Origin of the sequence: Halolamina pelagica (assembly GCF_001307315.1) — an archaeon.
Lineage (GTDB): Archaea > Halobacteriota > Halobacteria > Halobacteriales > Haloferacaceae > Halolamina > Halolamina pelagica_B.
In genome coordinates this window covers 2,433,539-2,459,258 of record NZ_LGUC01000001.1, presented here as the reverse complement: position 1 = coordinate 2,459,258, position 25,720 = coordinate 2,433,539, and the positions used below count along the sequence as shown (strand labels likewise).

Sequence of the window (25,720 nt, the reverse complement as noted above, 5' to 3'; positions counted from 1 at the left end):
CGAACGCGACAGCCGCGGCTCTGAACACAGTGCTACTCAGTGTGGATCCGACATAGTTCCCCGTCCCGCGACGAGAGAACCAGGCCGGCACAGGAGGTCAGGCCACGTTGAAGCCTTTCTCGCGGAGGAAATCCTCCACGCGGCCGCTGTGGTTCCCCTGGAGTTCGATGGCGCCGTCCTCGACGGTGCCGCCACACGCGAACTTGGACTTCAGGTCGGAGGACAGGCTGTCCATGTCCACGTCTTTCGGATCGAACCCCTCGATGATCGTTACCTCCTTGCCGTACCTGCGCTCGTCGATGCGGATGCTGATCTGCTGGGACTCTTTCGCAACGTCTTCGCAGACGCAGAGTTCCTCAGGCAGCCCGCACGTCGAGCAGACTTCACCCATTACGACCGGAAAGTAGCTACCACAGCTACAAAACAGTATCGGGGTGCTACAACAGCCGCCACGCGCCGAGCCCGAGCACGGCGACGCCGACGGCCATCACGATCGCGCCGATCCCGCGGGTGACGCGGGCGGCGTTCTCTTTCTCCGGATTCGGCTCCATTCCGGGGGAGACGACCTGGATACCCCAGCGATCACGAGGAACGCGCCGGCGACCACGTACTGCCAGAGTGCGTACGCCATACTGACACGCTCTCACGCACCCGGGATAATCGTTGTCCCGCACTGATTGGTTCGGTGCTGCGCGCTACTCTCGTTCCTCGTGGATCATCTTGTGGACGTAGGAGCGCCCGGCCATCCCTCCGAGCAGCAGTTCGCGGGCGGTGAGCTCCCGGTCGAACCCGTCGCGGCGGGCGATATCCAGCCGCTCCTCGGTGGTCTGGAAGTAGTTGACCACCGTGACCAGCAGCACGCCGCCGACGGTGTTGCCGAGCAGCACGGGGAACACGAACCAGACGAGCCCCGAGAGGAAGACGGGCTCGCCCGAAAACACCAGAAACGCCAGCTCGGTGAAGGAGACGACGGAGTGATACAGGTTCCCCAGGGGCACCGCGAGGAAGGCGAGGTAGACGATCACCAGCCGCGTGAAACTGTCGCGGACGGCGTACACCAGCCAGACGACGCCGGCGACGATCAGGCCGGCGAACGCGGCCTTGAAAAACAGCGGCCAGAAGTCGGTGTTGACGCCTTTCTTCGCGATGTACGTCGCGGCGTCCACCGCGTCCGGCGAGAGGACACCGGTGCGGGCGAGCACGAGCGCGCCGAACCCGCCGCCGGCGAAGTTCCCGACGATGACGATCCCCCAGATCTTCAGCAGCCGCGGCAGGCTCATCAGTCGCTCCAGCACCAGCACCACCGGCGGTAGCGTGTTCTCGGTGTACAGCTGGTAGCCGCCGAGGATGATGAACACGAACCCCAGCGGGTACAGCAGCGCGCTGAGGATCGGGTGGCTGTCCGTCGACGCCGTCAGCGACGCGTACAGCATGAACGTGACGGTGATCGAGAACCCCGCGGCGAGGCTACTGAAGAACAGTTCGCGCTGCCCCGTGGTCGCCTCCTCGTCGGCGGCGGCGATGATCCGCTGGAACACCTCGTGGGTCTCGAACTGGTCGCGGAGCACCGCCCCCGCTGCGGGGGCTCCGTGCTCGGACTGGTCGATCGCCTCCCGAACGCTCTCGTCGGCAGAATCGCCATCCGGCATTGGCGGCCACTACGGAGCCTAGTAAGTAACTCCTGTGGCTCCCACCCCGACTCAGAACGGCACTACCGCGCGGACCAGGATCGCCAGTCCGACCAGCGCGGTGATCCCGCCGATGATCTGGGTCGCGTCGATCTCCCACTCGTCGGCGACTGCGTCCTCGTTGCCGTCCTCCATCGCCGCCTTCCGGGCGGACTGATACGGGGCGACCACGTGAATCCCCCGGAGAGGAGGAGGAACGTGCCGGCGAACAGCGCTTGCCACGGTTCGTAGGCCATTCAGGCGGGGATTCTCGCTGGTCGTGGAAATGCGTTCCGACGGCGGCGACGGCTCTTCACGTCTCGCTTCGCTCGACGAGAAGAGCCTGGACCGGGAGTCGAACCAGAGCAGGAGGTGCTCGCTCGTTCCTCGCTGTGCGCCACCTGCAGGCTTCGACTCCCGAACGGCTTCCGCTCGTCGCGTTCGCTCCTCGCAGGAAGCCTGGACCGGGAGTCGAACCCGGGAAGTCTCGATTACAAGTCGAGTGCATGAACCACCCATGCTCTCCAGGCGCAGCCGACGCTACTCAGTCCTCCTTTGAGTGCGTGTCGCTTTCGGGCGCCTTCTCCAACTCCACGCGGTGGGGTTCGTAGCCCTGGCGCGCGTAGAAGCGCCGGGCCGCCTCGTTGTCCGCGAGCACCTCCAGCGTGACGCGATCGATGCCGGCGTCGAGCAGGCGGGCTTCGGCGGCCGCGAGCAGGTCGGCGCCGAGTCCGGTGTCCCGGTGGGACGGCCGCACGTAGATGTTCTCGATCACGCCACGCGCGACGTCCTGGCGGTAGCTGTCGGTCTCGGGCGCGAACTCGACGAACCCCGCGAGGTCGTCGTCGGTCCGGGCGACCAGCACGTTCTGGGTGACGATCGCGCGAGCCAACCCCTCCCGCACCGTCTCGCGGTTGGGCTCGGCCAGCAGGTGTGAGCCGTGTGCGCGCTGGCTGCGCGCGAGATCTACCCACAGCTCCGCCAGCCTGTCGGCGTCGTCCATCGTCGGCGCCTCGATCTCCATCCGTTCGTACGTCCGTCCTCGGGTGGTAAGAGGTATCGGCCGCGGTGACCACGCGGAGCAACTCCGAGCCCGTTCCTGACACGGGAGAGGGAAACGTTCAACCGCCGTCCGGCCGACCAATCGCGCATGGATCCCGACGAAATCGAACGGATCGCGGTGCTCGGCGCAGGCAACATGGGCCACGGTATCGCCGAGGTCGCCGCGCTGGCGGGCTACCACGTGACGATGCGGGACATCAACGAGGAGTTCGTCCAGAACGGCTACGAACAGATCGAGTGGAGCCTCGACAAACTGGCCGAGAAAGACCAGATCAGTCGGGACGAGGCCGACGGCGCGCTCGATCGCGTGACGCCGGTCGTCGAACTCGAGGCGGCCGTCGGCGACGCCGACGTAGTGATCGAGGCCGTCCCCGAGAAGATGGACATCAAGAAGGAGGTGTACCGCGAGGTCGTCGAGTACGCGCCGCCGGAGGCGATCTTCGCGACGAACACCTCGAGCCTCTCGATCACGGACCTGGCGGAGGTCAGCGACCGCCCCGAGCAGTTCTGCGGGATGCATTTCTTCAACCCGCCGGTGCGGATGCAGCTGGTCGAGGTCATCTCCGGCGCCGACACCGCCGACGACACCCTCGACACGATCGAGGAACTGGCGGAGTCGATGGGCAAGACCCCCGTTCGGGTCCGGAAGGACTCGCCCGGCTTCATCGTCAACCGCGTGCTCGTGCCGCTGATGAACGAGGCCGCGTGGCTGGTCGAGTCCGGCGACGCCACCATCGAGGCGGTCGACTCCACCACGAAGTACGGTATCGGGCTGCCGATGGGCTCGTTCGAGCTCGCCGACCAGGTCGGCATCGACGTGGGCTACCACGTGCTCGAGTACATGCACCAGGAGCTCGGCGACGCGTACCGACCCTGCCCGCTGCTGGCCGAGAAAGTCGAGGCCGAGGAGCTGGGGAAGAAAACCGGCCGGGGCTTCTACGACTACGAGGACGGCGACGGCGCCCAGATCCCGACGGACGCGGTCAGCGAGGGTATCCAGGAGCGCCTGCTCGCCCTGCTGGCCAACGAGGTCGCCGGGCTCGTCGGCGGCGACGTCGCCGACCCCGACGCCATCGACGAGGCGGTCAAGCTCGGCGGCGGCTGGCCCGACGGCCCCGCGAAGATGGCCGACGAGTACGGGCTCGACGCGCTGGTCGAGACGCTGGACGACCTCCACGAGGCGACCGGCGAGGAGCGCTACGAGGCCGAGGAAACGCTGCGTGAGCTCGCCGACGCCGGCGAGGGGTTCTACGGGAGCGCCGAGAACGGTGACGACGGGACGGAGTACGAGTCCCTGAACGTCGCCGTCGACGGCCACGTGGGGCACATCGAACTCGCCCGCCCCCACCGGATGAACACGATCAGCGAGGAGCTGCTCCACGAGCTCGACACCGCCATCGACGAGCTCGACGCCCACGGGGACGTGCGCGCGGTGCTGCTCACGGGCGAGGGCGACCGCGCGTTCTCCGCCGGCGCCGACGTGCAGTCGATGGCCGCCGGCGGCGGCGACCCGCTGCACGCGGTCGAACTCTCGAAGCTCGGCCAGGAGACGTTCGGCAAGCTGGAGTCGCTCGACGCGCCGGTCGTCGCCGCCATCGACGGCTACTGCCTCGGCGGCGGGATGGAGCTCGCGACCGGCGCGGACCTCCGGATCGCCAGCCGCCGGAGCGAGCTCGGCCAGCCGGAACACAACCTCGGCCTCCTGCCGGGGTGGGGCGGCACCCAGCGCCTGCGCCACATCGTCGGCGAGGGGCGGGCGAAGGAGATCATCTTCACCGCCGAGCGCTACGACGCCGAGGAGCTCGCGGAGTACGGCTTCATCAACGAGGTCACCGACGGCGAGGAGCTGCTCGACCGCGGCTGGGAGCTGGCCCGCGACCTCGCGGCCGGTCCGCCGATCGCGCAGCGCTACACCAAGCGCGCGATGCTCGCGGGGCGCGACGACACCGACGCCGGTCTCGAAGTCGAGAGCCAGGCGTTCGGCCACCTGATGAACACCGACGACCTGATGGAGGGCGTCACCGCGTTCATGGGTGACGAGGAGCCGGAGTTCGAAGGCAAGTAGATCACGACAGCCTCTCCCTCGGGCGGTAGAAAGAGTAGGGTTTATACGACCCGACCGAGCATATTCGAATGCGCTCGGTTGGTGTAGTCCGGCCAATCATTTCGGCCTTTCGAGCCGATGACCGGGGTTCAAATCCCCGACCGAGCATTTCTGCGCGAACTGACGAACCGAACAGTCACAAGCGGATGCTGAATCGGGACGTGGAGCGATCTGGACCCACCGTCGTTCACTCCGCGGCCGAGCGGTTCTCACGCGGACAACCCGGGCCGAGGCGCGATCCCTTGGCACCGTCGCGTGGCGTTTCACGCTGGGGCTCGCGCTCGTCTCGTGGCGGCGACGCGGGCTAGCGGAACTCCTCGTAGCTCGCCGCGAGATCGACCATCGGCTCGGGGTAGTCCTCGCCGAGCACCACGCCGTAGGCGCGCTGCTCCCCGCGGTCCATCTCCCACGGCTCGTGGACGTAGCCGGGCGGCAGCCCCTGGAGTTCGGGGAGCCAGTGGCGGACGTACTCGCCGTCGCCGTCGTAGTTTCGGGCCTGTTCGACGATGTCGAAGTAGCTGTTCCGGCTGTCGTTGCCGACGCCGGCGACGTACGCCCAGTTCCCGTAGTTCGAGCCGGCGTCGTAGTCGACCAGCTTCGTTTCGAAGTACGCCGCGCCGCGGCGCCAGTCGATCCGGAGGCTGTTCGCGAGGAAGGAGGCGGCGTTCTGCCGGCCGCGGTTGCTCATGTAGCCCGTCTCGTTCAGTTCGCGCATGGTGGCGTCGACGAACGGGATCCCGGTCTCGCCGGCCGTCCAGCGCTCGAACTGCTCGCGGGCTGTCGGATCACTTCCGGGGTCGGCCCAGTCGACGTCCTCGCGCTCCCTGATCCCGCCCCGGGTGAAGAACGTCGCGCCGTGTTTGGCGGTCTGGAACGCCATGAAGTCCCGCCAGCGGAGCTCGAACACGAGCCAGTACGTCGAGTCGTTCGAGACGCGCTCGGCCTCGTACCGGTCCACCTCCCGCTTCACGTACCGCGGGGAGAGGCAGCCGGCTGCGAGCCACGGCGAGAACTTGGAGGAGTAGTTCGGCCCGAGCAGGCCGTTTCTGGTCTGTTTGTACGCCCGGAGGTGGTCGCCCTCCCAGACGTACTCCTGAACTCGGTCGAGCGCCGCAGTCTCGCCGCCCTCGAACGCGAGCACGCCGCGGTCGTCGTACGCGGGCGGTTCGAGCCCGAGCTCCGCGAGCGTCGGGAGCGAGCCGTAACCCCCGTCGAGTCGGTCGAGCGCGGGCGTGGGCGGGAGCGCCGGTTCGGGGAGCGGCTCCCGGACGCGGCTCTCCTGTTCGACTGACTGTCGGAACGGCGTGAACGTGTCGTCGATGCCGTCAACGCCGTCGGGAAGGTCGGCGACGTGGTGGAGTGTGGTCGTCCAGTGACTCGCCGTCTGCACCCCCGCGTCGGCGAGCGCGCTCACGACCGCGGCCGCGGCGTCCCGTTCCTCCGGCGCCGGGAGCGCCTGGAAGTGGACCGTGTCGGCGTCGACCGCCGTGGCGATTTCGGGCACCACCTCGCCCGGACGGCCCTCGCGGACGAGGAGCCCCGAGCCCCGTTCGTCGAGCGACTGCCGAAGATCCGCGACCGTCTCCCGCTGGAACTGCGCGCGGTAGGCGCCGGTCTTCTCGAAGGTGAACGACTGCGGACCGCCGTAGGGCTGGGTCCCGTACTGCCGGGGGTCGACGACGACCACCGGGAGGAGTGCGTCGGCCTCGGCCGCGGCGACGAGCGCGGCGTTGTCGTGCAGGCGGGCGTCCTCGCGCACCCACCAGATCGCTGTCTCCATGCCGGCTCTCGGGGCGGTCGCCGCTTTGCAGTTCGGGTAGCGGGTGCCGGAGAGCGAGAGGCATATCCACCCTGCGCCCCGACAGTCGGGCATGGGCCTGGAGGACCTCCCGGAGTCGTGGACCGTCTGGACCGAACAGCGCGACGGGCGGATCATCCTCGCGTACCGGCCGGACGTGTTCGACGCCGACGAGTTCCCCGCGGCGTGTCTCCCGACGATCTACGTCACGAACGGGTCGCGGGCCAACCGCCCCGGCGCCGGCCAGTACGCGACCGAGGAGTGGCACGCCACGCTGTTCGCCGAACCCGAGATCGAACTGACGAACGAGACGCGCGAGAGCCGCGACGCCGCCGTCGCCGCCGCCGTCGACGTGGCCGAACGGTTCGCGGCCGGCGAGATCGACTACCGCGGCGCGTACCAGGAGCCCCGGGAGCGGTACCTCGCGGAACTGGACGAGCGGACTGGCGGGGCCTGAGCCGGCCCCCGGGCTGACGGGGCGGGAGCCTTAACCCCGCCGCGAGGCTACGTTCACGTATGACTACCGTTACGCTCGTCGGCGCCCGGCTTGCCGACCCGGGAGCGGAGTTCGTCTACCAGGGCGAGTCCTCAGCCTGCGAGGGCTGCCCCTACCGCAGCCAGTGTCTCAACCTCGAAACGGGGACTCGCTACGAGGTGACCGGCGTGCGGGAGAACACGCAGGTACTCGACTGTGCGGTCCACGACGGCGGCGTCCGGGCCGTCGAAGTCGAACCGACCAGCGTCCCCGCGAACGTCCCCTCGAAGTCGGCCTACTCCGGGAGCAAGGCCAAGCTGGCGGGGGCGTGTCCGCACTCGGACTGCCCCTCGCACCCGCTCTGTGAGCCACTGGGTGCCGATTTCGACGAAGAGTACCAGATCGAGGAGGTCGTCGGCGACCCGCCCCACGAGACGTGTGCGCTGGATCGGACGCTGACGCAGGTCGAACTGGCGCCGAACGAGCAGTAGTTGACCGATAGATCAATTATTTAATCACTTAGCCGGTTCGCTGGACGCGTGTTACAAATAGGTAGACTACTTACAACAAACGTTCGGCGACCGAGCGTTAACGAGAGCTCTGCTCTCGTTCGCCAACCAGAAATCTTCGATTTCTGGTGACGGTCCGAAGGACCCGGAAGGTCGCCGATTCACTCGCCGAAGGCGAGGCCGAGGAGCCCCCAGAGGGGGCGACGACGGCTTTTGGGCGAGGTGTTACTCCAATACGACCAGCACGTCGCCCATATCGACGCTCTCGCCCTCGGAGACGAGCACCTGCGAGACGGTGCCGCCGCGCTCGGCGTCGATGTCGTTCTCCATCTTCATCGCCTCCAGCACCGCGACGGTGTCGCCCGGCGCGACCTCGTCGCCCTCCTCGACCTCGACCGACAGGACGGTCCCCTGCATGTCGACGGCGACGGACTCGCCGCCCTCCGGCACCTCGGGGGCGTCGCCGCCGGACCCGCCGTCGTCGCTGCTGCCGCCGCTGCTGCCGGCTTGTGGGGGTCGATCCTGGCCGCCGCTGCTCGTCTGGGGCGTCGGGATCGCGGGGCGCCCTCCTCCTCGAGGTTCACCTCGAAGCGCTTGCCGTTGACTTCGACGGTGAACTGCCGCTCGGTGGTCTCGCCGTCCTCGGCGTCGCCGCTCGTCTCCTCGGTGCCCCACGTCTCGACGGCGTCGTCGATCCGGGTGGGGTCGAGCTCCTCGTCGAGATACTTCGTCGTGTGCGTTCCGGCGACGAACGCGTCGTCCTCGAGCATCAGGCGGTGGAACGGGGAGATGGTGACGACGCCCTCGATGTCGTACTCCGCGAACGCTCGCTGCGACCGGGCGATACACTCCTCGCGGTCACCCGCGTGGACGATCAGCTTCGCGATCATCGAGTCGTAGTCGGTCACCAGCTCGTCGCCCTCCGAGAGCGCGTCGTCGAGGCGGACGCCGATACCGCCCGGCGGGTCGTAGGTGGTGAGCGTCCCGCCGCTTGCGGGCTGGAACTCCTCGTCGGCGTGCTCGGCGTTGATCCGGAACTCCATCGCGTGGCCCGAGAGATCCACGTCCTCCTGCTCGAACGTGAGCTCCTCGCCGGCGGCGACCCGGAGCTGCCACTTCACGATGTCGATGCCGGTGAGCTCCTCGGTGACGGTGTGTTCGACCTGAATCCGGGTGTTGACCTCGAGGAAGTAGAAGTTCGCGTCGGGGCCGAGCAGTTCGCCGCTCTCGGCGTCGCGGTCCTCCTCCTCGACGAGGAACTCGAAGGTGCCGGCGTTGTAGTAGCCGGCGGCGTCGGCGCCGCGGCGGGCGGCCGCGCCGATCTCCTCGCGGAGCTCGTCGGTGAGTGCGGGGCTCGGGCCTTCCTCGATCACCTTCTGGTGGCGGCGCTGGAGCGAGCAGTCACGCTCGCCGAGGTGGCGGACGTTGCCGTGCTCGTCGGCGAGGATCTGCACCTCGATGTGCCGGGGTTCTCGAGGTAGCGCTCGAGGTAGACGTTGGCGTTGTCGAAGTACGCCTCGCCCTCGCGTTTCGCGCTCTCGAGCTGGTCTTCGGCCTCCTCCGGCCCTTCGACGATCTTCATCCCGCGGCCGCCGCCGCCGCCCTCGGCCTTGATCGCGATGGGGTAGCCGTACTCCTCGCCGAACGCCTTCACTTCCTCGGCGCTCTCGGCGGGGTCGGTCGTCCCGGGGACGATCGGCACGTCCGCCTCGCGCATCGTCTTCCGGGCCTTGGTCTTCTCGCCGAGCTGCTCCATCGCGTCCGCGGCCGGGCCGACCCACGTGATCTCGTCGTGGGCTTCGACCTTGCCCGCGAACTCGGCGTTCTCCGCGAGGAAGCCGTAGCCGGGGTGGATCGCGTCGGCGCCGGCTTTCTCGGCGGCCTCGATGACCGCCTCGTGGTCGAGGTAGGAGTCGGCCGCGCGGGCGGGGCCGACGTTGTACGCCTCGTCGGCGTAGCGCACGTGACCGCCGTGTTTGTCCGCCTCGGAGTAGACGGCGACTGTGTCGACGCCCAGTTCCTCGCAGGCGCGCATGACTCGCACCGCGATTTCGCCGCGGTTCGCGACGAGCACCTTATCGAACATTCTTGGAGGGGATTCTCTTAGATGGAACGTGATTCTGTCGGTCCGTCCCGAGCAGGTCAGTGGTCGTGGTGGTTGCCCGCGTCGTCGCCGTGGTCGTGGGTGTGCTCACCGCCCTGGCCGTGCGCACCGTCGCTCTCGTGGTCGTGCCCACCGTCGTCCTCGTGATCGTGTTCGTCGTCCCGGCCCGCCAACCCCGCGAGGTGGCCCGCACTCGAGACGATCAGTTCGGCGCCCAGCGCGGCGGCGTTTTCGCTGCCCGGGATGGCGAAGACGGGGACGCCGTCGGCGACGCCGGCGGTCGCCCGCGTCGCGACGACCATCGTGCCGATCTCCTCGTAGGAGCGCCGGCGGAACAGCTCGCCGAAGCCGGGCAGTTCCTTCGCCAGCAGCGGGTCGATGGCTTCGACGGTCACGTCGTCGGGAGTGACGCCGGTACCGCCGGTGGTGATCACGATGTCCACGTCGCCGCGGTCGACGAACCGCTGGACGGTGGCCTGCACTTTGTCGTAGTCGTCCGGGACGAGGTCGCGGGTGGTGACCTCGTGGCCCGCGGTCTCCATCGCGTCGACGATCCGGTCGCCGCCGGCGTCGTCGTCGAGCGTCCGGGAGGAGGAGACGGTGAGGACGGCGACCCCGAGCTCGTCGCGGTCGTGGCTGTGGTGGTCGTGCGTGCCGGGCTGGTGGTGGTCGCCGTGTTCGTGGTCCGTGTCGTCGTGAGAGTGCTCGTCGCTCATGTGCATCCGTCAGGTCGCGGGCTACAAAACTCCGGTCGCTCGCGGCAGTCGACGGCCGACACCGTGAGCCAGCATTCGCGCGACCCGCCTTCGTCGGCGCGCACTCGCCCCCGGCTGTCGCCGCTGACGGTACACAATCCGTTAAGTTAATTGCGCGCACACTAACTCAGTATATGGATTCGACCTCGCCGCGCGAGCGGCTCTATGAGGTCTTCACCGATCTCGACACGGACGTCGAGACGAAGGTCGACCGCGCACTGCAGATCGGGACTGAGTACTTCGATCTACCGTTGGGGTTTCTGACTCGGATCGACGACGGCAGCCAGGAGATCGTGCAAGCCGTCGGCGATCACGAACTCATCCAGCCCGGAGAGACCTGTCCCCTCGAGGACGCGTACTGCCGGCGGACCGTCGACGTGGAGGGCGTGCTGGCCGTACAGGACGCGAACGACTCCTCGATCTCCGAGCGCGCGATCGACGTGTTCGATCTCGGCACGTACATCGGCGCGAAAGTCGTCGTCGACGAAGAGCTCTACGGGACGGTCTGCTTCGCGGACGAGGCCGAGCGGGCCCAGCCGTTTCCCGAGGCCGACGAGCTGTTCCTCGAACTCCTGTCCACGCTCGTGAGCACTGCGATCCAGCGCCGCCGACACGACCAGGAGATCGAAGCCCGGAACGACCATCTCCGACGGGAGAAACAGCGGTTCGAGGGTATCGCCGAGAACAGCTTCGACATCCTGTTCAGAGTCGGCCACGACGCCGAGTTCACCTACGTCTCCTCGGCCGTCGAGCCCACCCTCGGGTACGCACCCGCGGACCTGACGGGGAGCCCTTCTACGAGTTCGTGACGGGGCCGGCCGCGTCGGTGGCGCTCTCGGCGTACGCCGACCTGCTCGACGGCGTGGATCGGCGGCGAGTGGAGTTAGACTTCGTCGACCACGACGGGGACGTGGTGGTGTTGGAGGTCAACGCCACGCCGATCACCGAGGGCGGCGAGGTCGTCGGTATCCAAGGCGTCGGACGGGACATCACGGACCGGAAAGAGCGGGAACGGGAGCTCCGCATCAAAGACCGGGCGATGAACGAGGCGGTGGTCGGCATCTCTATCGCCGACATGGCGCAGCCAGCGCAGCCGCTCGTCTACGTCAACAAGGGGTTCGAACGGGTCACTGGCTACGACGCCGAGACGGTGCTCGGCCGGAACTGTCGGATGCTGCAGGGGCCGGCGACGGACCCGGCGGCGGTCGAACAGTTCCGGGCGGCGATCGACGCCGAGGCGGCGGCGACTGTCGAACTCGTCAACTACCGTCGCGACGGCACCCCGTTCTGGAACCGCGTCCAGATCAACCCCGTGTTCGACGAGGCGGGCGATTTGACCCACTACCTCGGCTTCCAGAGTGACGTTACCGAGCGCCGGCGCACCGAGAAGCTGATCGAGCTGCTCAACCGCGTGCTCCGGCACAACCTGCGCAACGACATGAACGCGATCCGGGGCTGGGCGACCGCGATCCGCGACGGCGACGCCGACGGCGCTCGCGACGCCGGCGCCCGGATCGAACGCATCTCCCGAGAACTGAGTGACCTCAGCGAACACGCCCGTGAACTCGAGCGGTACGTCCGGCACCCCGCGATCCCGAACGGCTCGCCCCGGGAGAGATGGTGATGGACGTGATAGCCACCCACCGCAAGGAGTACCCCGACGCGGCGTTCGACGCCCGCATCGAGACCGACCGGTGGGTCTGTGCCGGCACTGAACTCGACGTCGCGATCGCGGAGCTGCTGACCAACGCCGTCAAGCACAACCCCGGATCGACGCCCCACGTCGACGTGACGGTCCGCGACGACGACGGCTGGATCGAGATCGGCATCACGGACGACGGCCCCGGGATCGAGGAGATGGAGCAGCGCGTGGTCACGACGGGCAGCGAGACGGCGCTCGAACACGGCTCCGGGCTCGGGCTCTGGCTCGTCAACTGGATCGTCACGCAGTACGGCGGTTCGTTCAAGATCTCGTCCCGCGACGGCGGCGACGGGACGGCCGCGACGGTTCGGCTGCCCGCGATCGAGGAGGGGGAGTCGGTCGAATCGGTCGAACGCGGGCCGACTGTGCTGTTCCGCTGAGGTGCCGACGATCCCGATTCGGCCCCCGTGACCAGCCACCGTTTTGTCGGCCCCCACCAACTGGGGCCATGAAGGCAGTCAAGTTCCACGGCCACGGCGGCCACGACGTGATCGCGTACGACGAGGTGGCCGATCCGGACCCCGGCCCGGACGAGGTCACGATCGACGTGAAGGCGGCGGCGCTGAACCATCTCGACGTGTGGACGCGGCGCGGGATGCCCGGCGTCGACCTCGAGATGCCCCACACGCCCGGCAGCGACGCGGCGGGCGTCGTCGTCGACGTGGGCGAGAACGTCGACCGCTTCGAGCGCAACGACCGCGTGGCCGTCTCGGCGGGCGTCGCCTGCGGACACTGCGAGTTCTGCCGCGACGGCGAGCCGTCGATGTGCGTGCGCTACCAGATCATCGGCGAGCACCGCCCCGGCGTCCACGCCGAGTACGCCACCGTACCCGCGGACAACCTCGTCCCCGTGCCCGAGGATGTTGCGTGGGAGGTCGCCGGCTCGTCGGCGCTGGTGTTCCAGACCGCGTGGCGGATGCTCGTCAGCCGGGCCGACCTGTCGCCGACCGACTCGGTGCTCGTGCTCGGCGCCTCCGGCGGCGTCGGTCACGCCGCGGTCCAGATCGCCGACCACGTCGGCGGCGAGGTGTACGCGACCGCCTCCAGTGAGGAGAAACTCGGCTACGCGGCGGACTGCGGCGCCGACCACGTGATCGACTACACCGAGAAGAACTACGCTGACGAGATCCGGGAGCTGACGGGTAAGCGCGGCGTCGACGTGGTGGTCGACCACGTCGCCGGCGAGTCGTGGTCGGACTCGCTGGCGTCGCTGGCGAAAGGCGGGAAGCTGGTCACCTGCGGCGCCACCGCGGGCGGGCAGCCCCACACGAACGTGAACCGGATCTTCTGGAACCAGCTCTCCGTGCTGGGGTCGACGATGGCCACGCCGGGCGAGGTGGACGACGTGCTCTCGCTCGTCTGGGACGGGACGTTCGAGCCGCGGATCCGCCAGGTGGTGCCGATGTCCGAGGCCGCCCGGGGCCACGCGATGCTCGAGGATCGAGAGGGCTTTGGGAAAGTGGTGCTAAAGCCCGATAGTGAGCTCTGAGAGCGGCGACGACGGCGGGTACGTGCACACGCCCGGAGGCGTCGACGGCGTCGACGCGGCCGACGACGCGGAAAGCGAGGCGGACGGCCCGACCGGTTGGATCCTCGTCGGCGCCATTACGCTGGCGACGCTGGTGATCCCGGGGGTGATCTACGTCTACCCGACGCTGCTCGCGGACCACGTCCCGTTCCTGGTGGCGATGCTGGCGCTGCCCTTCATCCCGGCGCTGTTGCTGGGAGTCGTCGGTGTGTGGGCGATGAAGGAGTAGGCAGTCGGTTCTCGGATCGCGGCGGCAAGAGGCGCCGTGGCGCCGACCGTCGTCGGCGCCGGCCGCGCGCCGTGGATGACTTCCCAGAGGGCCGCGGCATGAGGTGCCGTGGCGCCGACCGTCGTCGGCGCCGGCCGCGCGCCGCGGCTCACTTACCGCTCGAACCCGACGCTCCCGTCCGCAACCGTGTTGCCTTCCTGATCCCGGCGCATCGCGATCTCGAACCACGGACAGAGCCGCAGCTGGCGGTACCACTCGGGGTTCTCGTACAGCAGGTCGTAGTCCGCCCAGAGCAGTCCCTCGATCTCCTCGGTGTCGGGATCGAGCTCCGTGTCGGTCAGCGTGACCTTGAGCACGGCACAGACCTCCCACTCCAGCCCCTGGCGCTCGTAGCGCTGCTTGTACTCGAAGCGGTCGGTGACGCGGAGGTCGTCGTACTGGTCGGGCGTGATGCCCAGTTCCTCCTCCAGTCGCTGCTCGGTCGCGTCGACCTGACTCTGCCCCTCGACGGGGTGGGAGGCGACAGTGCCGTCCCAGGAGGTGTCCCAGAGGCGCTTGTTCGACGCGCGCTGAGCGAGCAGGATCCGCCCGTCCTCGTCGAACACGAGGGCGGTGAAGGCGCGGTGGCGCTGCCCCTCGCCCGTGTGGGCGTCGAGGCGGTTGACGAGTCCGGTCTGTTCGTCGTCCCCGTCGACGGCGACGACGTCCTGCGCTGCGTTGGGGTGGGGCTCGGTGCCGCCGCCCGCGTTGGCGTCCTCGGTGCTCATACGCGACTCATCGGCCACCGGGGTAAGGTCGCTTCGATGCTGAGCGGGCTATCCGGGCGGCACCGAAGTTACGCCTCGATCCCCAGTTCGTCGAGCAGCGTCGTCGCCGCCGCGGCCGAGGAGCCCGGCCCCCGGGCGGTGACCAGATCGCCGTCGACGGTGACGGAGGTGTCGGCGTCGAGTTCGGCGTCCCAGTTGGCGCCGACGGCCGTCACCTCGTCCTCGACCCAGTAGGGGAGTTTCCGCCCCTCGAAGAGGTCCTGTTCGTCGACGATCCCCTCCTCCCACGCGTTCGGGAAGCCAGTCACGTCGCGGCCCGCGGCCAGGATCTCGCCGTCGCTGTCGCGGGTGAACGCCAGGAGCCCCGCCGCGTGGCAGACGACTAGCGCTTTGCCCGTCTCGCCTTCGACGGCCGTCCGGAGCGCGGCGCGGGCGTGTCTGTCCTGATTGATGTCCCACACCGTCCCGTGGCCGCCGGGGAACACGACCGCGTCGTAGCTCCCGGGCTCTGCGTCGGCCAGCGCGATGGGGTCGTTGAGTCGCTCGTCGGTCTCGTGGATCTCCCGGAGGCGGTCGGCTTCGTCTTCGCCGAGGTCATCCGGGTCGAGCGAGCGCTCGTCGACGACCGGCGGACTCCCCGTCGGCGTCGCGACCGTCACGTCGACGCCGGCGTCGCCGAGCGTGGTGAGCGGCTCGATACACTCCTCGGCCCAGTACCCCTCTTCGCTGACGATGAATAGCGCGTCGGTCATGCACTCCCCGCTCGGGGACTCGGCGGGAAAAGGCCTCCCGCCGTGGCACGTTCTCGACCCGTCGGAGGGTTTTAGGTCCCGAGGCGTTCGTCCAGGATCAGCCGCGTCGTGCTCTCCTCGACCTCCTCCTGCTCGCGGGCGCGGGAGATGAGCTCGTTCACCGCGCGCGTGTCGACGCAGTCGACGACGAGCACGATGTCGTCCTCGCCGGAGACCTGCCAGACGAAGTCGACCTCCTCCCAGTCCGCGAGGCGCTTGCCCACTTCGTCGGTGTTCACGTCCATCGCGACCGAGATCTCGATCATCGCCTTCACGTTGCCGGTTCGGGTGGTGACGGTGAACCGTTCGATGACGCCGTCCTCGACCATCCCCTCCACGCGGTTTCGCACTGTCCCCTCGCTCGTCCCCACCTGCTCGGCGATCTCGGTGTAGGGAGTCCGTGCGTCCCGCCGGAGGATGTTCAGGATCTCCCGATCGAGTTCGTCCATACAGGCCCGTGTCGCTCGTCCGGGATACCGGTTACGAATTTCGTAAGAAATCTTCGAACGACACAGTTATTAGGATAGATGAGTACGTTTCTCGTAATGAGCGCGTACATCGCGCTGGCCGACGGTCGTGTCGTGGAGGGACGCTCGCGTGCTCCCGGCACGAGCCGGGGCGAGCTGGTGTTCACCACCGCCTACACCGGGTACGAGGAGAGTCTGACCGACCCCTCCTACACCGAGCAAGTACTGACGTTCTCGTACCCCCTCATCGGGAACTACGGGGTCCGCGAGGAGCGCTTCGAGTCCGACGGCGTCACGCCCCGGGTCGCGGTCGCCCGGGAGTTCACCGACGACGTGGCCGACTGGCTGGCCAGCGAGGGCGTGCCGGCCGTCGACGCCGTCGACACCCGGGAGCTGGTGACCGCGGTCCGCGAGCAGGGGGCGATGCGCTGTGGCGTCGCCGCCGGCCCGGACGCGACGCCCGAACAGGCCCGCGAGCAGCTTGACCAGTGTGTCGGGATGAGCGACCACGTCGACATCGGCGCGCAGGTCAGCGTCGACGAGACGCAGGTGTACGAGGGGACTGGCCCCCGCGTCGCCCTGCTCGACTGCGGCGCCAAGCAGTCCATCGTCGACTCGCTGACCGCCCGTGGCGCCGAGGTGCACGTCATGCCGTACGACTCGACGCCCGGCGAGGTCGCCGCGCGCGAGCCGGACGTGGTGTTCGTCTCGAACGGCCCGGGCGACCCGGCGAACTTCGAAGCGGCCGGCGAGGTCGTCGACGAGTTCGCGGGCGAGACGCCGATCGCGGGCATCTGTCTCGGCCAGCAGGTCGTCGCCCGATCGCTGGGCGGCGAGACCGAGAAGATGGAGTTCGGCCACCGCGGCCTGAACCAGCCGGTGCGTGACCTCGAAACCGACCGCGTGATCATGACGACCCAGAACCACGGCTACAGCGTCGCCGACCCGGGCGAGCTCGCGGTCACGCAGGTCAACGTCAACGACGGCACCGCGGAGGGGCTGGAGGGCGTCGACATCGACGTGCTCACCCGCCAGTACCACCCCGAGGCCAACCCCGGCCCGCACGACTCCCTCGACTTCTTCGACGACGTGCTCGACATGGCCGACTGTCGAACGCCGGCAGTCGCCTCGGACTGAGTCGATCTCGCACCTGTTTTCGCGCCGCGATCGTCGACGCCGGAGCGTTGCCGTGCCCCTACGCCGCCGTTGTGTCGCCGCCGCGCCGACTCGGTAAAACATTCTTCAGCATACGCTTTAGTCGCTCTCGGCACAACGTGTGTGTATGTCCAACGTTGACACGATCCCCGACGAGTACGTCGAGGTCGCCGACGCAGCCACTCTCCGGGAGGAGGGCCGCACTGTCGCCAGCGCCGACGGAATTCCCATCGTCGTGTTCCACCACGAGGGCGAGTTCCGCGCGGTCAACAACCGCTGTCCGCACATGGGGTTTCCCCTCTCGGAGGGGAGCGTCGACGAGGGCGTGCTGACCTGTGAGTGGCACCACGCACGCTTCGAACTCACCTGTGGCGACACGTTCGACCCGTGGGCCGACGACGTGGAGAGCTACCCCGTCAGGGTCGTCGACGGCTCGGTGTACGTCGACCCGGACCCCCAACGCGACGAGCCGGCGGCGGTCCACTGGGCCGAGCGACTGGAGGACGGGCTCGAACAGAACCTCCGGCTGGTGCTGGCGAAGTCCGCGATCGGGCTGCACCGGGCCGGCGTCGACCCAGAGGCCCCGTTCGAGACGGCGGTCGTCTTCGGCACGAAGTACCGCGAGGGTGGCTGGAGCTCCGGCCTGACGATCCTGACGGCGCTGCTGAACCGACTGCCCGACCTCGACGATGCCGACCGGGAGCGCGCGCTGTACCAGGGGCTCGTGCAGGTCGCCAGCGACTGTGCCGACCAGCCGCCGAAGTTCGATCAGGAGGCGTTCGAGGCGACGGACGTGCCCTACAGCCGGCTGAAGTCCTGGTTCCGGGAGAACGTCGAGGTCCGGGACGCCGACGGCGCCGAGCGCGTGCTCCGGACGGCGGTCGCCAGCGGCTGTTCGCCCGAACAGCTCACGGAGATGCTGACTGCGGCGGCGACGGACCACCGCTACCTCGACACCGGCCACCGCTTCGACCACCTGAACAAGGCGACCGAGGCGCTGGACCACGTCGGCTGGGACCACCCCGAGAGCGCCGACGTGTTGGCGTCGCTGGTGCGCGGGCTCGCCACCGCCCAGCGCAGCGAGGAGCTCTCCTCGTGGCGCCAGCCCGACGACTTGGCGGGCCGCAGCGCCGAGTCGTTCGACCGCCTCGACGAGATGGTCGCCGAAGGGACGGGCGAGGAGTGGACCGAACCCGAGGACTTCACCGACCGACTCCACAGTGAGGAGCCGGAACCGGTGTACCGCGCTCTCGACGACGCGATCCGAAACGGCGCGACCGTCGAGCAACTGGCTCGTGCCGTCACGTTCGCCGCGGGCAAGCGCGTCGCGCAGTTCTCGACGGCCAACGAGTTCAACGACTGGAACACCGTCCATCACACGTTCACGTTCGCCAACGCGGTCCACCGCGCGGCCCAGCGCGCGCCCACGACCGAACTCTACCGCGGCGTGTACGACGCGGCGACGAACGTCTACCTCGACCGGTTCCTCAACACGCCGCCGGCGCCCGAGCCGGCCGTCGACGCCGACGCCGATCCGGAGACGGAGCTCCAGGAGCTCCGCCACTGCTTCGAGATGGAGGGCGAGGTGAACGCGGCGGGGACCCATGCCGCGAACTTCCTGGACGCCGGCGGCGACCCCGAGCGCCTGAAGGCCGAACTCGGCAACGCGCTGCTACAGGAGGACACCGGATTCCACACGTTCCAGGCGCTGGAGGCCGGGCTCCGGCAGTTCGACCTGCGCGAGGATCCGGCCGAGCGTCGCGTGCTCGCGACGGCCGTCGCGCGCTACCTCGCGGCGCACTACCCGACCCGGCGCGAGCGCGAGCAGACGTACTCCATCGCGTCGCGGCTTCACGAGGGCGAACGGATTCACGAGGACGGCGAGGCGGAGGCGGCCGCCGACGACTGAGCGCTGGCGGGCAAGCGCGGGGATGTGACGACTGAGCGCTGGCGGGCAAGCGCGGGGTGTGACGACTGAGCGCGACCGATTTCCCGGCGCACAACCTTTTTCAGGCGCGTGCGCCTCTGATACGTATGAGCTACGACGCGGTCGTGTTCGACAACGACGGCGTTCTGGTGGACACCACCGACTACGACGTGCTGCAGGAGGCGGCCTGGCGTGCGTTCGAGCAGGCAGGCGTCGACGACCCCGACCCCGAGCACGTGGAGGAGGTCGTCGTCGGTGTGACCCCGGAATCGCTGTCGGAGATCTGTTCGCTGTACAACCTCTCCGTCGAGGAGTTCTGGCGGGTTCGCGATCGGGCCTCCCACGAGGCCCAGCGCGAGCACGTCCACGCCGGCGGGAAGCCGCTGTTCGACGACGTGTCGACGCTGTCGGATCTGGACCTCCCGATGGGGGTGGTGAGTTCCAACCAACAGGAGACGGTCGACTTCCTGCTCGATCACTACGGCGTGTCGGGGCTGTTCGACACCGCCTACGGGCGCAAGCCGACGATCGCCGATCTCCGGCGGAAGAAGCCCGACCCACATTTCCTCGAGCAGGCGCTGTCGGATCTGGACGCCGAGAACGCACTGTACGTCGGCGACCGGGAGAGCGACGTGACGGCGGCGTTCAACGCCGGGGTCGACTCGGCGTTCATCCGCCGACCGCACCGTCGCCACCACGAACTGTCGGTCCAGCCCGACCACGTCGTCGACGACCTCCACGACGTGCGGGCGCTCTGTCGATAGGTCTCCCGGGCGTTTGATGCGGCCGAAAGCGGCGGAAGCGTTAGCCCCGTCCAGCCCCAACACGACGTATGAGCGAGAGCGACCCGGTTACGGAGAAGTCCGACGCGGAGTGGCGCGAGGAACTCACCGACGAGGAGTACGAGATCCTCCGGGAACGGGGCACCGAGGCCCGGTTCAGCGGCGAGCACGTCGACCGCGACGACGACGGCGTCTACCGCTGCAAGGGCTGTGGCGAGGTGCTGTTCGACTCGGGCACCAAGTTCGACGCCGGCTGTGGCTGGCCGAGCTTCTACGCCGCCGAGGACGACGCCGTCGAGACACAGCAGGACACCCGCCACGGGATGACCCGGACCGAGGTCGTCTGTGCCAACTGTGAGGGCCACCTCGGCCACGTGTTCGACGACGGTCCCGAGCCGACCGGGAAGCGGTTCTGCATCAACTCGGTGGCGCTGGAGTTCGAGGACGAGGCGTAGGGCCACCTGGGCCACGTGTTCGACGACGGTCACGCGAGCGAACGCGAGCGTGACCCAGTCAGGCCGGCGAAGCCGGTCTGACGGTGGCCCGGAGCCGACCGGGAAGCGGTTCTGCATCAACTCGGTGGCGCTGGCGTTCGAGGACGAGGCGTAACTTCGACTGCCCCGAGGCGAGCGCTTTTCTCCCGGCCGTCGGAACTGCCGCGTATGACCGACCCGACGCTTCTGTTGACCCACACTGTGCCACCGGAGACCAGTGAGGCGCTCCTCGACGCGCTGCGGGCGGAGATTCCGGACGCCGACCTCCTGACGGCGGCGACGCCCGAGGAGACCGCGGATCTGTTGCCCGCGGCCGACGCGTTGATCACCGGGCGCCTCGACGCCGACCTGCTCGCCGACGCCGACATCGAGTGGGTGCAGGCGCTCTCGGCCGGCGTCGACAGCTACCCACAGGAGGCGCTGCAGGAGCGCGGCATCGCGCTCACTAACGCCTCCGGGGTTCACGCGGAGCCCATCGGCGAGCAGGTGCTCGGCGGGATGCTGGCGTTCGAGCGCGGCTTCCTCGACGCGATGGCACAGAAGGAGCGAACCAGCTGGGAGCGCGTCGAGGGTGGGGAACTCCACGGCAAGACCCTCGGCATCGTCGGCGTCGGCGCCATCGGGACCCGCGTCGCCAAACTCGGCTCGGCGTTCGGGATGGAGGTGCTCGGGACCAAGCGCGACCCCGATACAGCGCCCGAGGCGGTTGACGAGTGTTTCGGCCCGGACGGCCACACCGAACTCTGTCGGCGCGCGGACCACCTCGTGCTCGCCTGCCCGCTGACTCCGGAGACCGAGGGCCTCATCGGCGCCGACGAACTCCGCCTGCTCGACGGCGACGCCGTGCTCGTGAACGTCGCCCGCGGCGAGGTCGTCGACGAGGACGCGCTGGTCCGGGCGCTGCAGTACGGCTGGATCCGCGGCGCCGCGCTGGACGTGTTCGAGACCGAACCGTTGCCCGCTGACTCGCCGCTGTGGAACCTCTCGAACGTGCTGCTCACGCCCCACATGGCCGGCTCGACACCGAAGAAGGCCGAGCGCTGGGCGGGAATAATCGGGGAGAACTACCGCCGGTTCGGCGCCGACGAGGCGTTAGTCAACCGGATCTGCTGACGGACAGCGGGCGTGCGGCTACGGCAGGTAGCGCACGCTGACGACGCCCGGCTCCGAGCGGATCTCGACGCGGTTCACGCCGAGGCGGGCGGCGCGGCTCAGCGTCGTCTCGCGGTCCTCGAGCACATCATCGACGGCCGCCTCGGTCTCGTCTTCGGGAACGGTGATGACGTGGAGTTCGCCGATCCCCGCCCGTTCCTCCCTGGTGAGCTCGCCGACCGACTGCGCGGCGGCGATCTCCCGCTCGTGCTGGGTCGGCGGCTCGCGGCTCTCGCCGATGGAGAGCTGCCGGCGCTCCTCGACCTCGATCAGCTCCACGGTCACCTCCAGCGGCGGCTCCGGGGCGACGACGCCCTCGACGGCGTCGTCCTCCGAGAGCCCGGGGTTCGAGGAGAGCGTGTGCACCTGTCCGCGCTCGACGTCCCGCAACACTGCGCTGTCGTCGTCGGCGTGGGTGACGAGGAACGTCCCCTCGGTCTCGCCGTCGATCTCGGCGTCGCTCATACCCCGACTGGGCGCCCGAGCCATTTCCGGATTTCGTCCCGGGCCGGCGGCTGGTGCGGTCGAGGGGCCGGCTCAGCGCAGCCACCGGTGGACGACGAGGATCGCCGCTGCGGCGGCGGCCGGGAGCAGCGGCGAGGCCGCCGACGGGATCGCGTAGAGCGCGGCGACGACGGGGGCGAACAGCCCCGAGGGCGAGGGCCGGGTAACCGTCTCGCCGTCGAGCGTGAACGTCTCCGGCATCGACGCGATCAGCCCGAGATACAGCGCGAGCAGGAACAGGTAGCCGGCGACCGAAAGCAGCGGCTCGTAGTTCCGCGGCGGCTCGAACCCGTCGTCGTCGGCCAGCCCGCGGCGGCGCGTCCGCGCGGCCAGCAGCACGGGCGCGACCACGGGCAGCACCGCGAGCAGCCCCAGCAGCGCGATGAACGACCGCGAGAGCGTGAAGCTCCCGCCGCGAGCACCCGCGGTCTGTCCGAACACGACGACGATCGCGAGCACACAGGTCAGCGCGAGCAGCAGCGTCGCGAGCCCCGCGACGACGACGTACGACCGGAACAGCCGCGAGTCGCTCCGCCGGAACGCGTAGGGGAAGGCGCCGAGGATGCCGCCGTAGTCGTCTGCCATCGCCGGGGGTTGTGGCCGGCCGGAGTTAAACGCCGCGAGGCCGGCCCGCGGTCCACCGGGCGATGAGAGGGGTCGACACGAGCGACCCTTTTTCACGCAAGGCGACGTGAGTCAGCATCTGAATGGTCTCGCTCCCGGACTCGTTCTCGGATCTCTCGCGGCGCCACCGGCTCGTCGCCTACTACGCGCTGGGGCTGGTGGGGATGGTGCTGTTCCTCACGGTCGTCTACTTCTACGGGATGCGGACCCTGGAGGGCGAGGGGCCGGAGTACACGGTGTTCAACGCGTTGACGACGGTCGTCGAGACGATGACGACGACGGGGTACGGCGCCGACTCGCCGTGGACGCACCCCCTGATGAACCTTTTCGTCGTGTTCATCCAACTGAGCGGGATCGCGGTCGGCTTCTTCACGCTCCGGCTGGTGATCATCCCGCTGTTCACGGGCGCGGAGGTCGACCTCGACAGCCGGCTCTCGCCCAAGCGCGACCACGTGATCATCTGCGAGTACAGCCGTGATTCGGCGGTGCTGCTGGACGAGCTCCGGGAGTTGGACGTAGACTACGTGCTCATCTCCTCCGACGAGGCCGAGGCGAAGGCGCTCGCCGACGACGGCTACGCGGCGATCCACGGCTCGCCGCAGGACGCCGAGGCGTTCGAGCGGGCGAGCATCGACACCGCCCGGGCGGTGATCACCGACGCCGGCGACGCGACCGTGAACACGATCCTGACGGTCCGGTCGGTCCGCGACGACGTCGACGTGATCGCGCTGACCGACGACAGCGAGATGGAGCGCGTGCTGCGCTCGACGGGCGCCGACACCGTGCTCTCGCCCCACGCCGTGCTCGGCCGGCGGCTCGCGGAGAAAGCCGTCGAGTCGTTCACCGCCGAGATCCGGGACTCCGTCGAGGTCGGCGGCGACATCGAGGTGGCCGAGCTCCCGGTCTCCCACGGGAGCGAACTGGTCGGGAACCGCATCCGCGACTCGCGGCTGCGCGAGCGGACCGGCGTCACCATCATCGGCGCGTGGATCGACGGCGAGCTCCAGCTGCCGCCGGATCCCGACGCGGTGATCCGAGATAACACCGTCCTGCTGGTCTCGGGTCGCACGGAGAGCCTGGAGAAACTGAGCGAGTTCACTCGGACCCCCGGCAGTTCGGCAGCCACGACCGGATCGTCATCGCCGGGTTCGGCGAAGTCGGCCAGGCCGTCGACGACCTGGTCACGGCCGCCGGGATCGAGACGGTCACCGTCGACGTGGCCGAGCGCGACGGCGTCGACGTGGTCGGCGACGCGAGCACCCGCGACACGCTGCGGGCGGCGGGCATCGACGACGCCGACGCGATCGTGATCGGCCTGCCCGACGACTCTGACGCGCTGCTTTCGGCGGTGCTCGCACAGGAGATGAACACCGACATCGAGATCCTGGTCCGGGTAACCGACACCGACGCGACCCGGAAGGCGCTGAGCGCGGGCGCCGACTACGTGCTCTCGGTGCCGCGGGTGAGCGCCCGGATGGTAGCACAGGCGCTCCGTGGCGAGGAGGTGCTCGAACCCGGGGGCCAGGTGCGGCTGATCCGCGTGCCGGCGACGCCGTTCGCGGGCTCGACGATCGCCGACTCGGGGATCGCGGACACGGGCTGCCGGGTGGTCGCCGTCGAGAACGCGGCCGGCGAGACAACCGGCGTGGACCCCGGGCGCGAGCTCTCGGGGGCGGAGGAGCTCACGCTCGTCGGCACCGACGAGTCGGTCCAACAGTTCCTGAAGCGGTACGACGTGACGCCGGCGGAGAACAGCCGGACGGGGTAGCTACTCGGCCCGCGGGAACTCGCCGATCGTGTCCTCGCGGAACGCGTCCTCGTCGAACTCGGCGTCGCCGAGGAAGTCGACGATCGTGTGCGTGTCGCGCATCGCGTTCTTCAGGCAGGTCGAGGCGCCGGGCGAGGGCGTGATGTTGAAGATCACGTCGTCGCCGACGATCTTGGCCTCGCCCATGTCCAGTGACTTGTTCTTCGTGTCCACGATCTGGGGGCGCACGCCGCCGTACCCTTTCGCGCGCTCGATGTCGTCGAGTTCGACGCTGGGGACGACTTTCTGGACGTGGGGCAGGAACTGTCGCGGGCCGATCTCGGGCACGTCGTACACGAGGTTGCGCAGGACGTAGGGGAGGAGGATGCGGTCGGCGAGGATGTTGGCGTAGCTCAGGAACGACGCCACGTTCAGGCCGAACACGTCGAGAAAGTCGCCGACCGTGGAGATCCGGCCGCGTTCGAGCGCCGGGACGAGCTTCGCCGTCGGGCCGAACCGGGTGACGGAGCCGTCGTGCACGTCGGCGTCGCCGTGGACCGCGGCGAAGGGGAGCTTCTTCATCTGGAGGGTGTACACCTTCCCGTTCAGTAGGTCGTCCGCGAGGAAGAAGCTACCCGCGACGGGCAGCAGCACCTTGTCCTGGCCGTAGCCAAGCTCCTTGGCCATCTGGAGGCTGTGGGAGCCGGCGGCGACGACGGTGGCGTCGGTGTCGAAGCGGCCGGCGCTGTCGGTCGCGATCGTGTGCCCCTCGAGCGTGGGGGTGATGTCGGTGACTTCCGTCCCGGTGTACACGTCGACGCCGGCGTCGTCTTCGACGGCCTCGACGAACGACCCCGCGGTCGCGCCGTAGTCGACGACGTAGCCGTCCGGCGTCTGCAGCGCGAGCATCTCGGTGTCGGGGTCGCGCCCCTCGACGACTTTGGGTTCGAGTTCGGCGATCTCCTCGCGCTCGATCGGTCGGAGCTTGGGGAACAGGTCGCCGAACCCCTCCTCCTCGTAGCGCTGTTCGAGGCTCTCGACCTCCTCGTCGCCGACGCCGAGCACCATCTTGCTGCGCTTTGCGTGCATCTCGCGGTCGGGGTCGTGGTTCTCTAGGTAGCCCGCGAGCAGTTCGGCACCCTCCTTGACCTCCTCGGCCTTCTCGAGGGTGTAGTTCGTCTCGATGTCGCCGAAGTGCAGCGTCTGGGAGTTGTTCGTGTGGTGGGTGTTGATCGCGCCGATCTCCGGTTCCTTCTCGATCAGCGCGATCGAGTCGATGTCGGTGAACTTCGCGGTCGTGTACAACAACGACGCCCCACTGATGCCGCCCCGACGATAACGAGATCGTACTCTCCGGACATAATTTAGGCGTTACTC

24 protein-coding genes, 2 tRNA genes and 4 pseudogenes are annotated in these 25,720 nt (G+C 68.8%); 16 read left to right on the top strand and 14 right to left on the bottom strand.

Annotation, left to right across the window (positions count from 1 at the left end):
* Window positions 1-97 precede the first annotated feature (97 nt).
* From yciH to SY89_RS12765, 5 genes and pseudogenes are all read right to left on the bottom strand, one after another.
* A complete protein-coding gene (yciH, locus tag SY89_RS12780; protein WP_054584506.1) occupies window positions 98-391 on the bottom strand; it encodes a stress response translation initiation inhibitor YciH in 294 nt (97 codons plus the stop codon).
* Between the two features lie 334 nt (window positions 392-725).
* Window positions 726-1,649, bottom strand: a pseudogene (locus SY89_RS12775) (formate/nitrite transporter family protein); the annotation flags it as partial.
* A gap of 51 nt (window positions 1,650-1,700) precedes the next feature.
* Window positions 1,701-1,859: a hypothetical protein gene (locus SY89_RS17365; RefSeq protein WP_189319166.1), complete on the bottom strand. Its 159-nt coding sequence runs from the start codon at window positions 1,857-1,859 to the stop codon at window positions 1,701-1,703.
* Between the two features lie 264 nt (window positions 1,860-2,123).
* Window positions 2,124-2,197, bottom strand: a tRNA-Thr gene (locus SY89_RS12770).
* Window positions 2,198-2,211: 14 nt separating this feature from the next.
* Complete coding sequence (locus SY89_RS12765; RefSeq protein WP_054584504.1) at window positions 2,212-2,691, bottom strand: GNAT family N-acetyltransferase; 480 nt, start codon at window positions 2,689-2,691, stop codon at window positions 2,212-2,214.
* Window positions 2,692-2,817: 126 nt separating this feature from the next.
* Between SY89_RS12765 and SY89_RS12760 the strand changes: the two genes are divergently transcribed.
* Entirely contained in the window at window positions 2,818-4,794 is a 1,977-nt protein-coding gene (locus tag SY89_RS12760) for a 3-hydroxyacyl-CoA dehydrogenase/enoyl-CoA hydratase family protein (protein WP_054584503.1), read from the top strand.
* Between the two features lie 72 nt (window positions 4,795-4,866).
* Window positions 4,867-4,941, top strand: a tRNA-Glu gene (locus tag SY89_RS12755).
* 196 nt (window positions 4,942-5,137) lie between these two features.
* Here the strand turns inward: SY89_RS12755 and SY89_RS12750 are convergent.
* Window positions 5,138-6,613, bottom strand: a complete 1,476-nt coding sequence (locus tag SY89_RS12750) for a DASH family cryptochrome (RefSeq protein ID WP_054584502.1) — start codon at window positions 6,611-6,613, stop codon at window positions 5,138-5,140.
* 91 nt (window positions 6,614-6,704) lie between these two features.
* On the opposite strand from SY89_RS12750, the gene SY89_RS12745 reads away from it, so the two are divergent.
* Both SY89_RS12745 and SY89_RS12740 read left to right on the top strand, forming a co-directional pair.
* The gene (locus SY89_RS12745) at window positions 6,705-7,088 is read left to right on the top strand and encodes a DUF5820 family protein (RefSeq protein WP_054584501.1); all 384 of its coding nucleotides are present in this window, start codon (window positions 6,705-6,707) and stop codon (window positions 7,086-7,088) included.
* Window positions 7,089-7,147: 59 nt separating this feature from the next.
* Window positions 7,148-7,597: a UPF0179 family protein gene (locus SY89_RS12740; protein ID WP_054584500.1), complete on the top strand. Its 450-nt coding sequence runs from the start codon at window positions 7,148-7,150 to the stop codon at window positions 7,595-7,597.
* A 243-nt stretch (window positions 7,598-7,840) separates the two neighbouring features.
* On the opposite strand, the pseudogene SY89_RS12735 reads toward SY89_RS12740, so the two are convergent.
* Window positions 7,841-9,701, bottom strand: a pseudogene (locus tag SY89_RS12735) (acetyl-CoA carboxylase biotin carboxylase subunit).
* A 56-nt stretch (window positions 9,702-9,757) separates the two neighbouring features.
* Entirely contained in the window at window positions 9,758-10,435 is a 678-nt protein-coding gene (locus tag SY89_RS12730; RefSeq protein WP_080506702.1) for a MogA/MoaB family molybdenum cofactor biosynthesis protein, read from the bottom strand.
* Window positions 10,436-10,608: 173 nt separating this feature from the next.
* On the opposite strand from SY89_RS12730, the gene SY89_RS18660 reads away from it, so the two are divergent.
* The 5 genes from SY89_RS18660 to SY89_RS12715 all read left to right on the top strand — a co-directional run bounded on the left by SY89_RS18660 (window position 10,609) and on the right by SY89_RS12715 (window position 13,933).
* Window positions 10,609-11,283 (top strand): GAF domain-containing protein, encoded by a 675-nt coding sequence (locus SY89_RS18660; protein WP_275575410.1) that lies wholly within the window; start codon window positions 10,609-10,611, stop codon window positions 11,281-11,283.
* Window positions 11,280-12,098 carry a PAS domain S-box protein gene (locus SY89_RS18655; protein WP_275575409.1) on the top strand — a complete coding sequence of 273 codons (819 nt, stop codon included), beginning with the start codon at window positions 11,280-11,282 and terminating at the stop codon, window positions 12,096-12,098. The genes SY89_RS18660 and SY89_RS18655 overlap by 4 nt, the downstream gene beginning before the upstream one ends.
* Complete coding sequence (locus SY89_RS18650) at window positions 12,098-12,556, top strand: sensor histidine kinase (protein WP_239685622.1); 459 nt, start codon at window positions 12,098-12,100, stop codon at window positions 12,554-12,556. The genes SY89_RS18655 and SY89_RS18650 overlap by 1 nt, the downstream gene beginning before the upstream one ends.
* Window positions 12,557-12,624: 68 nt before the next feature.
* The gene (locus SY89_RS12720) at window positions 12,625-13,665 is read left to right on the top strand and encodes a zinc-binding dehydrogenase (protein WP_054584499.1); all 1,041 of its coding nucleotides are present in this window, start codon (window positions 12,625-12,627) and stop codon (window positions 13,663-13,665) included.
* Window positions 13,655-13,933, top strand: a complete 279-nt coding sequence (locus SY89_RS12715; RefSeq protein WP_054584498.1) for a hypothetical protein — start codon at window positions 13,655-13,657, stop codon at window positions 13,931-13,933. Before SY89_RS12720 ends, SY89_RS12715 begins: the two co-directional genes overlap by 11 nt.
* Window positions 13,934-14,085: 152 nt before the next feature.
* Here SY89_RS12715 and SY89_RS12710 read toward each other — a convergent pair whose 3' ends face one another.
* The 3 genes from SY89_RS12710 to SY89_RS12700 form a co-directional block, all read right to left on the bottom strand.
* Complete coding sequence (locus tag SY89_RS12710) at window positions 14,086-14,700, bottom strand: NUDIX hydrolase (RefSeq protein ID WP_054584497.1); 615 nt, start codon at window positions 14,698-14,700, stop codon at window positions 14,086-14,088.
* Between the two features lie 68 nt (window positions 14,701-14,768).
* Window positions 14,769-15,452 carry a type 1 glutamine amidotransferase domain-containing protein gene (locus SY89_RS12705; RefSeq protein WP_054584496.1) on the bottom strand — a complete coding sequence of 228 codons (684 nt, stop codon included), beginning with the start codon at window positions 15,450-15,452 and terminating at the stop codon, window positions 14,769-14,771.
* 71 nt (window positions 15,453-15,523) lie between these two features.
* Entirely contained in the window at window positions 15,524-15,940 is a 417-nt protein-coding gene (locus SY89_RS12700) for an Lrp/AsnC family transcriptional regulator (RefSeq protein WP_054584495.1), read from the bottom strand.
* Window positions 15,941-16,036: 96 nt separating this feature from the next.
* Between SY89_RS12700 and carA the strand changes: the two genes are divergently transcribed.
* From carA to SY89_RS12675, 5 genes are all read left to right on the top strand, one after another.
* A complete protein-coding gene (gene carA / locus SY89_RS12695) occupies window positions 16,037-17,095 on the top strand; it encodes a glutamine-hydrolyzing carbamoyl-phosphate synthase small subunit (protein ID WP_054584494.1) in 1,059 nt (352 codons plus the stop codon).
* A 145-nt stretch (window positions 17,096-17,240) separates the two neighbouring features.
* Window positions 17,241-19,022 carry a Rieske (2Fe-2S) protein gene (locus tag SY89_RS12690; RefSeq protein ID WP_054584493.1) on the top strand — a complete coding sequence of 594 codons (1,782 nt, stop codon included), beginning with the start codon at window positions 17,241-17,243 and terminating at the stop codon, window positions 19,020-19,022.
* Between the two features lie 125 nt (window positions 19,023-19,147).
* Complete coding sequence (locus SY89_RS12685; protein ID WP_054584492.1) at window positions 19,148-19,804, top strand: HAD family hydrolase; 657 nt, start codon at window positions 19,148-19,150, stop codon at window positions 19,802-19,804.
* A gap of 68 nt (window positions 19,805-19,872) precedes the next feature.
* Window positions 19,873-20,277 carry a peptide-methionine (R)-S-oxide reductase MsrB gene (gene msrB, locus SY89_RS12680; RefSeq protein WP_054584491.1) on the top strand — a complete coding sequence of 135 codons (405 nt, stop codon included), beginning with the start codon at window positions 19,873-19,875 and terminating at the stop codon, window positions 20,275-20,277.
* Between the two features lie 207 nt (window positions 20,278-20,484).
* Window positions 20,485-21,429 (top strand): D-2-hydroxyacid dehydrogenase, encoded by a 945-nt coding sequence (locus tag SY89_RS12675; RefSeq protein ID WP_054584490.1) that lies wholly within the window; start codon window positions 20,485-20,487, stop codon window positions 21,427-21,429.
* Window positions 21,430-21,447: 18 nt separating this feature from the next.
* On the opposite strand, the gene SY89_RS12670 is transcribed toward SY89_RS12675, so the two are convergent.
* Together SY89_RS12670 and SY89_RS12665 are read right to left on the bottom strand one after the other, a co-directional pair.
* Window positions 21,448-21,933 (bottom strand): DUF5812 family protein, encoded by a 486-nt coding sequence (locus tag SY89_RS12670; protein ID WP_054584489.1) that lies wholly within the window; start codon window positions 21,931-21,933, stop codon window positions 21,448-21,450.
* A gap of 72 nt (window positions 21,934-22,005) precedes the next feature.
* Window positions 22,006-22,557, bottom strand: coding sequence for a hypothetical protein (locus tag SY89_RS12665; protein ID WP_054584488.1), 552 nt, complete (start codon window positions 22,555-22,557; stop codon window positions 22,006-22,008).
* Between the two features lie 122 nt (window positions 22,558-22,679).
* Between SY89_RS12665 and SY89_RS18645 the strand changes: the two are divergent.
* Window positions 22,680-23,633 (top strand): annotated as a pseudogene (locus SY89_RS18645) (potassium channel family protein); the annotation flags it as partial.
* Window positions 23,634-23,728: 95 nt separating this feature from the next.
* Window positions 23,729-24,364, top strand: coding sequence for a potassium channel family protein (locus SY89_RS18640; protein WP_321163916.1), 636 nt, complete (start codon window positions 23,729-23,731; stop codon window positions 24,362-24,364).
* Here SY89_RS18640 and SY89_RS12655 read toward each other — a convergent pair.
* Window positions 24,365-25,704: pseudogene (locus SY89_RS12655) on the bottom strand (FAD-dependent oxidoreductase).
* Between the last annotated feature and the right edge of the window lie 16 nt (window positions 25,705-25,720).

Bases quoted from the DNA above. Each gene is read 5' to 3' on its own strand.
- SY89_RS12750 (WP_054584502.1), bottom strand. From the start codon at position 6,613: ATGGAGACAGCGATCTGGTGGGTGCGCGAGGACGCCCGCCTGCACGAC.
- msrB (WP_054584491.1), top strand. From the start codon at position 19,873: ATGAGCGAGAGCGACCCGGTTACGGAGAAGTCCGACGCGGAGTGGCGC.
- SY89_RS12765 (WP_054584504.1), bottom strand. From the start codon at position 2,691: ATGGAGATCGAGGCGCCGACGATGGACGACGCCGACAGGCTGGCGGAG.
- SY89_RS12675 (WP_054584490.1), top strand. From the start codon at position 20,485: ATGACCGACCCGACGCTTCTGTTGACCCACACTGTGCCACCGGAGACC.
- SY89_RS12690 (WP_054584493.1), top strand. From the start codon at position 17,241: ATGTCCAACGTTGACACGATCCCCGACGAGTACGTCGAGGTCGCCGAC.
- SY89_RS12740 (WP_054584500.1), top strand. From the start codon at position 7,148: ATGACTACCGTTACGCTCGTCGGCGCCCGGCTTGCCGACCCGGGAGCG.
- SY89_RS12665 (WP_054584488.1), bottom strand. From the start codon at position 22,557: ATGGCAGACGACTACGGCGGCATCCTCGGCGCCTTCCCCTACGCGTTC.
- SY89_RS12705 (WP_054584496.1), bottom strand. From the start codon at position 15,452: ATGACCGACGCGCTATTCATCGTCAGCGAAGAGGGGTACTGGGCCGAG.
- SY89_RS18650 (WP_239685622.1), top strand. From the start codon at position 12,098: ATGGACGTGATAGCCACCCACCGCAAGGAGTACCCCGACGCGGCGTTC.
- SY89_RS12710 (WP_054584497.1), bottom strand. From the start codon at position 14,700: ATGAGCACCGAGGACGCCAACGCGGGCGGCGGCACCGAGCCCCACCCC.
- SY89_RS12685 (WP_054584492.1), top strand. From the start codon at position 19,148: ATGAGCTACGACGCGGTCGTGTTCGACAACGACGGCGTTCTGGTGGAC.
- SY89_RS12745 (WP_054584501.1), top strand. From the start codon at position 6,705: ATGGGCCTGGAGGACCTCCCGGAGTCGTGGACCGTCTGGACCGAACAG.
- SY89_RS12730 (WP_080506702.1), bottom strand. From the start codon at position 10,435: ATGAGCGACGAGCACTCTCACGACGACACGGACCACGAACACGGCGAC.
- SY89_RS12720 (WP_054584499.1), top strand. From the start codon at position 12,625: ATGAAGGCAGTCAAGTTCCACGGCCACGGCGGCCACGACGTGATCGCG.
- SY89_RS18660 (WP_275575410.1), top strand. From the start codon at position 10,609: ATGGATTCGACCTCGCCGCGCGAGCGGCTCTATGAGGTCTTCACCGAT.
- carA (WP_054584494.1), top strand. From the start codon at position 16,037: ATGAGCGCGTACATCGCGCTGGCCGACGGTCGTGTCGTGGAGGGACGC.
- SY89_RS12700 (WP_054584495.1), bottom strand. From the start codon at position 15,940: ATGGACGAACTCGATCGGGAGATCCTGAACATCCTCCGGCGGGACGCA.
- SY89_RS12760 (WP_054584503.1), top strand. From the start codon at position 2,818: ATGGATCCCGACGAAATCGAACGGATCGCGGTGCTCGGCGCAGGCAAC.
- yciH (WP_054584506.1), bottom strand. From the start codon at position 391: ATGGGTGAAGTCTGCTCGACGTGCGGGCTGCCTGAGGAACTCTGCGTC.
- SY89_RS12670 (WP_054584489.1), bottom strand. From the start codon at position 21,933: ATGAGCGACGCCGAGATCGACGGCGAGACCGAGGGGACGTTCCTCGTC.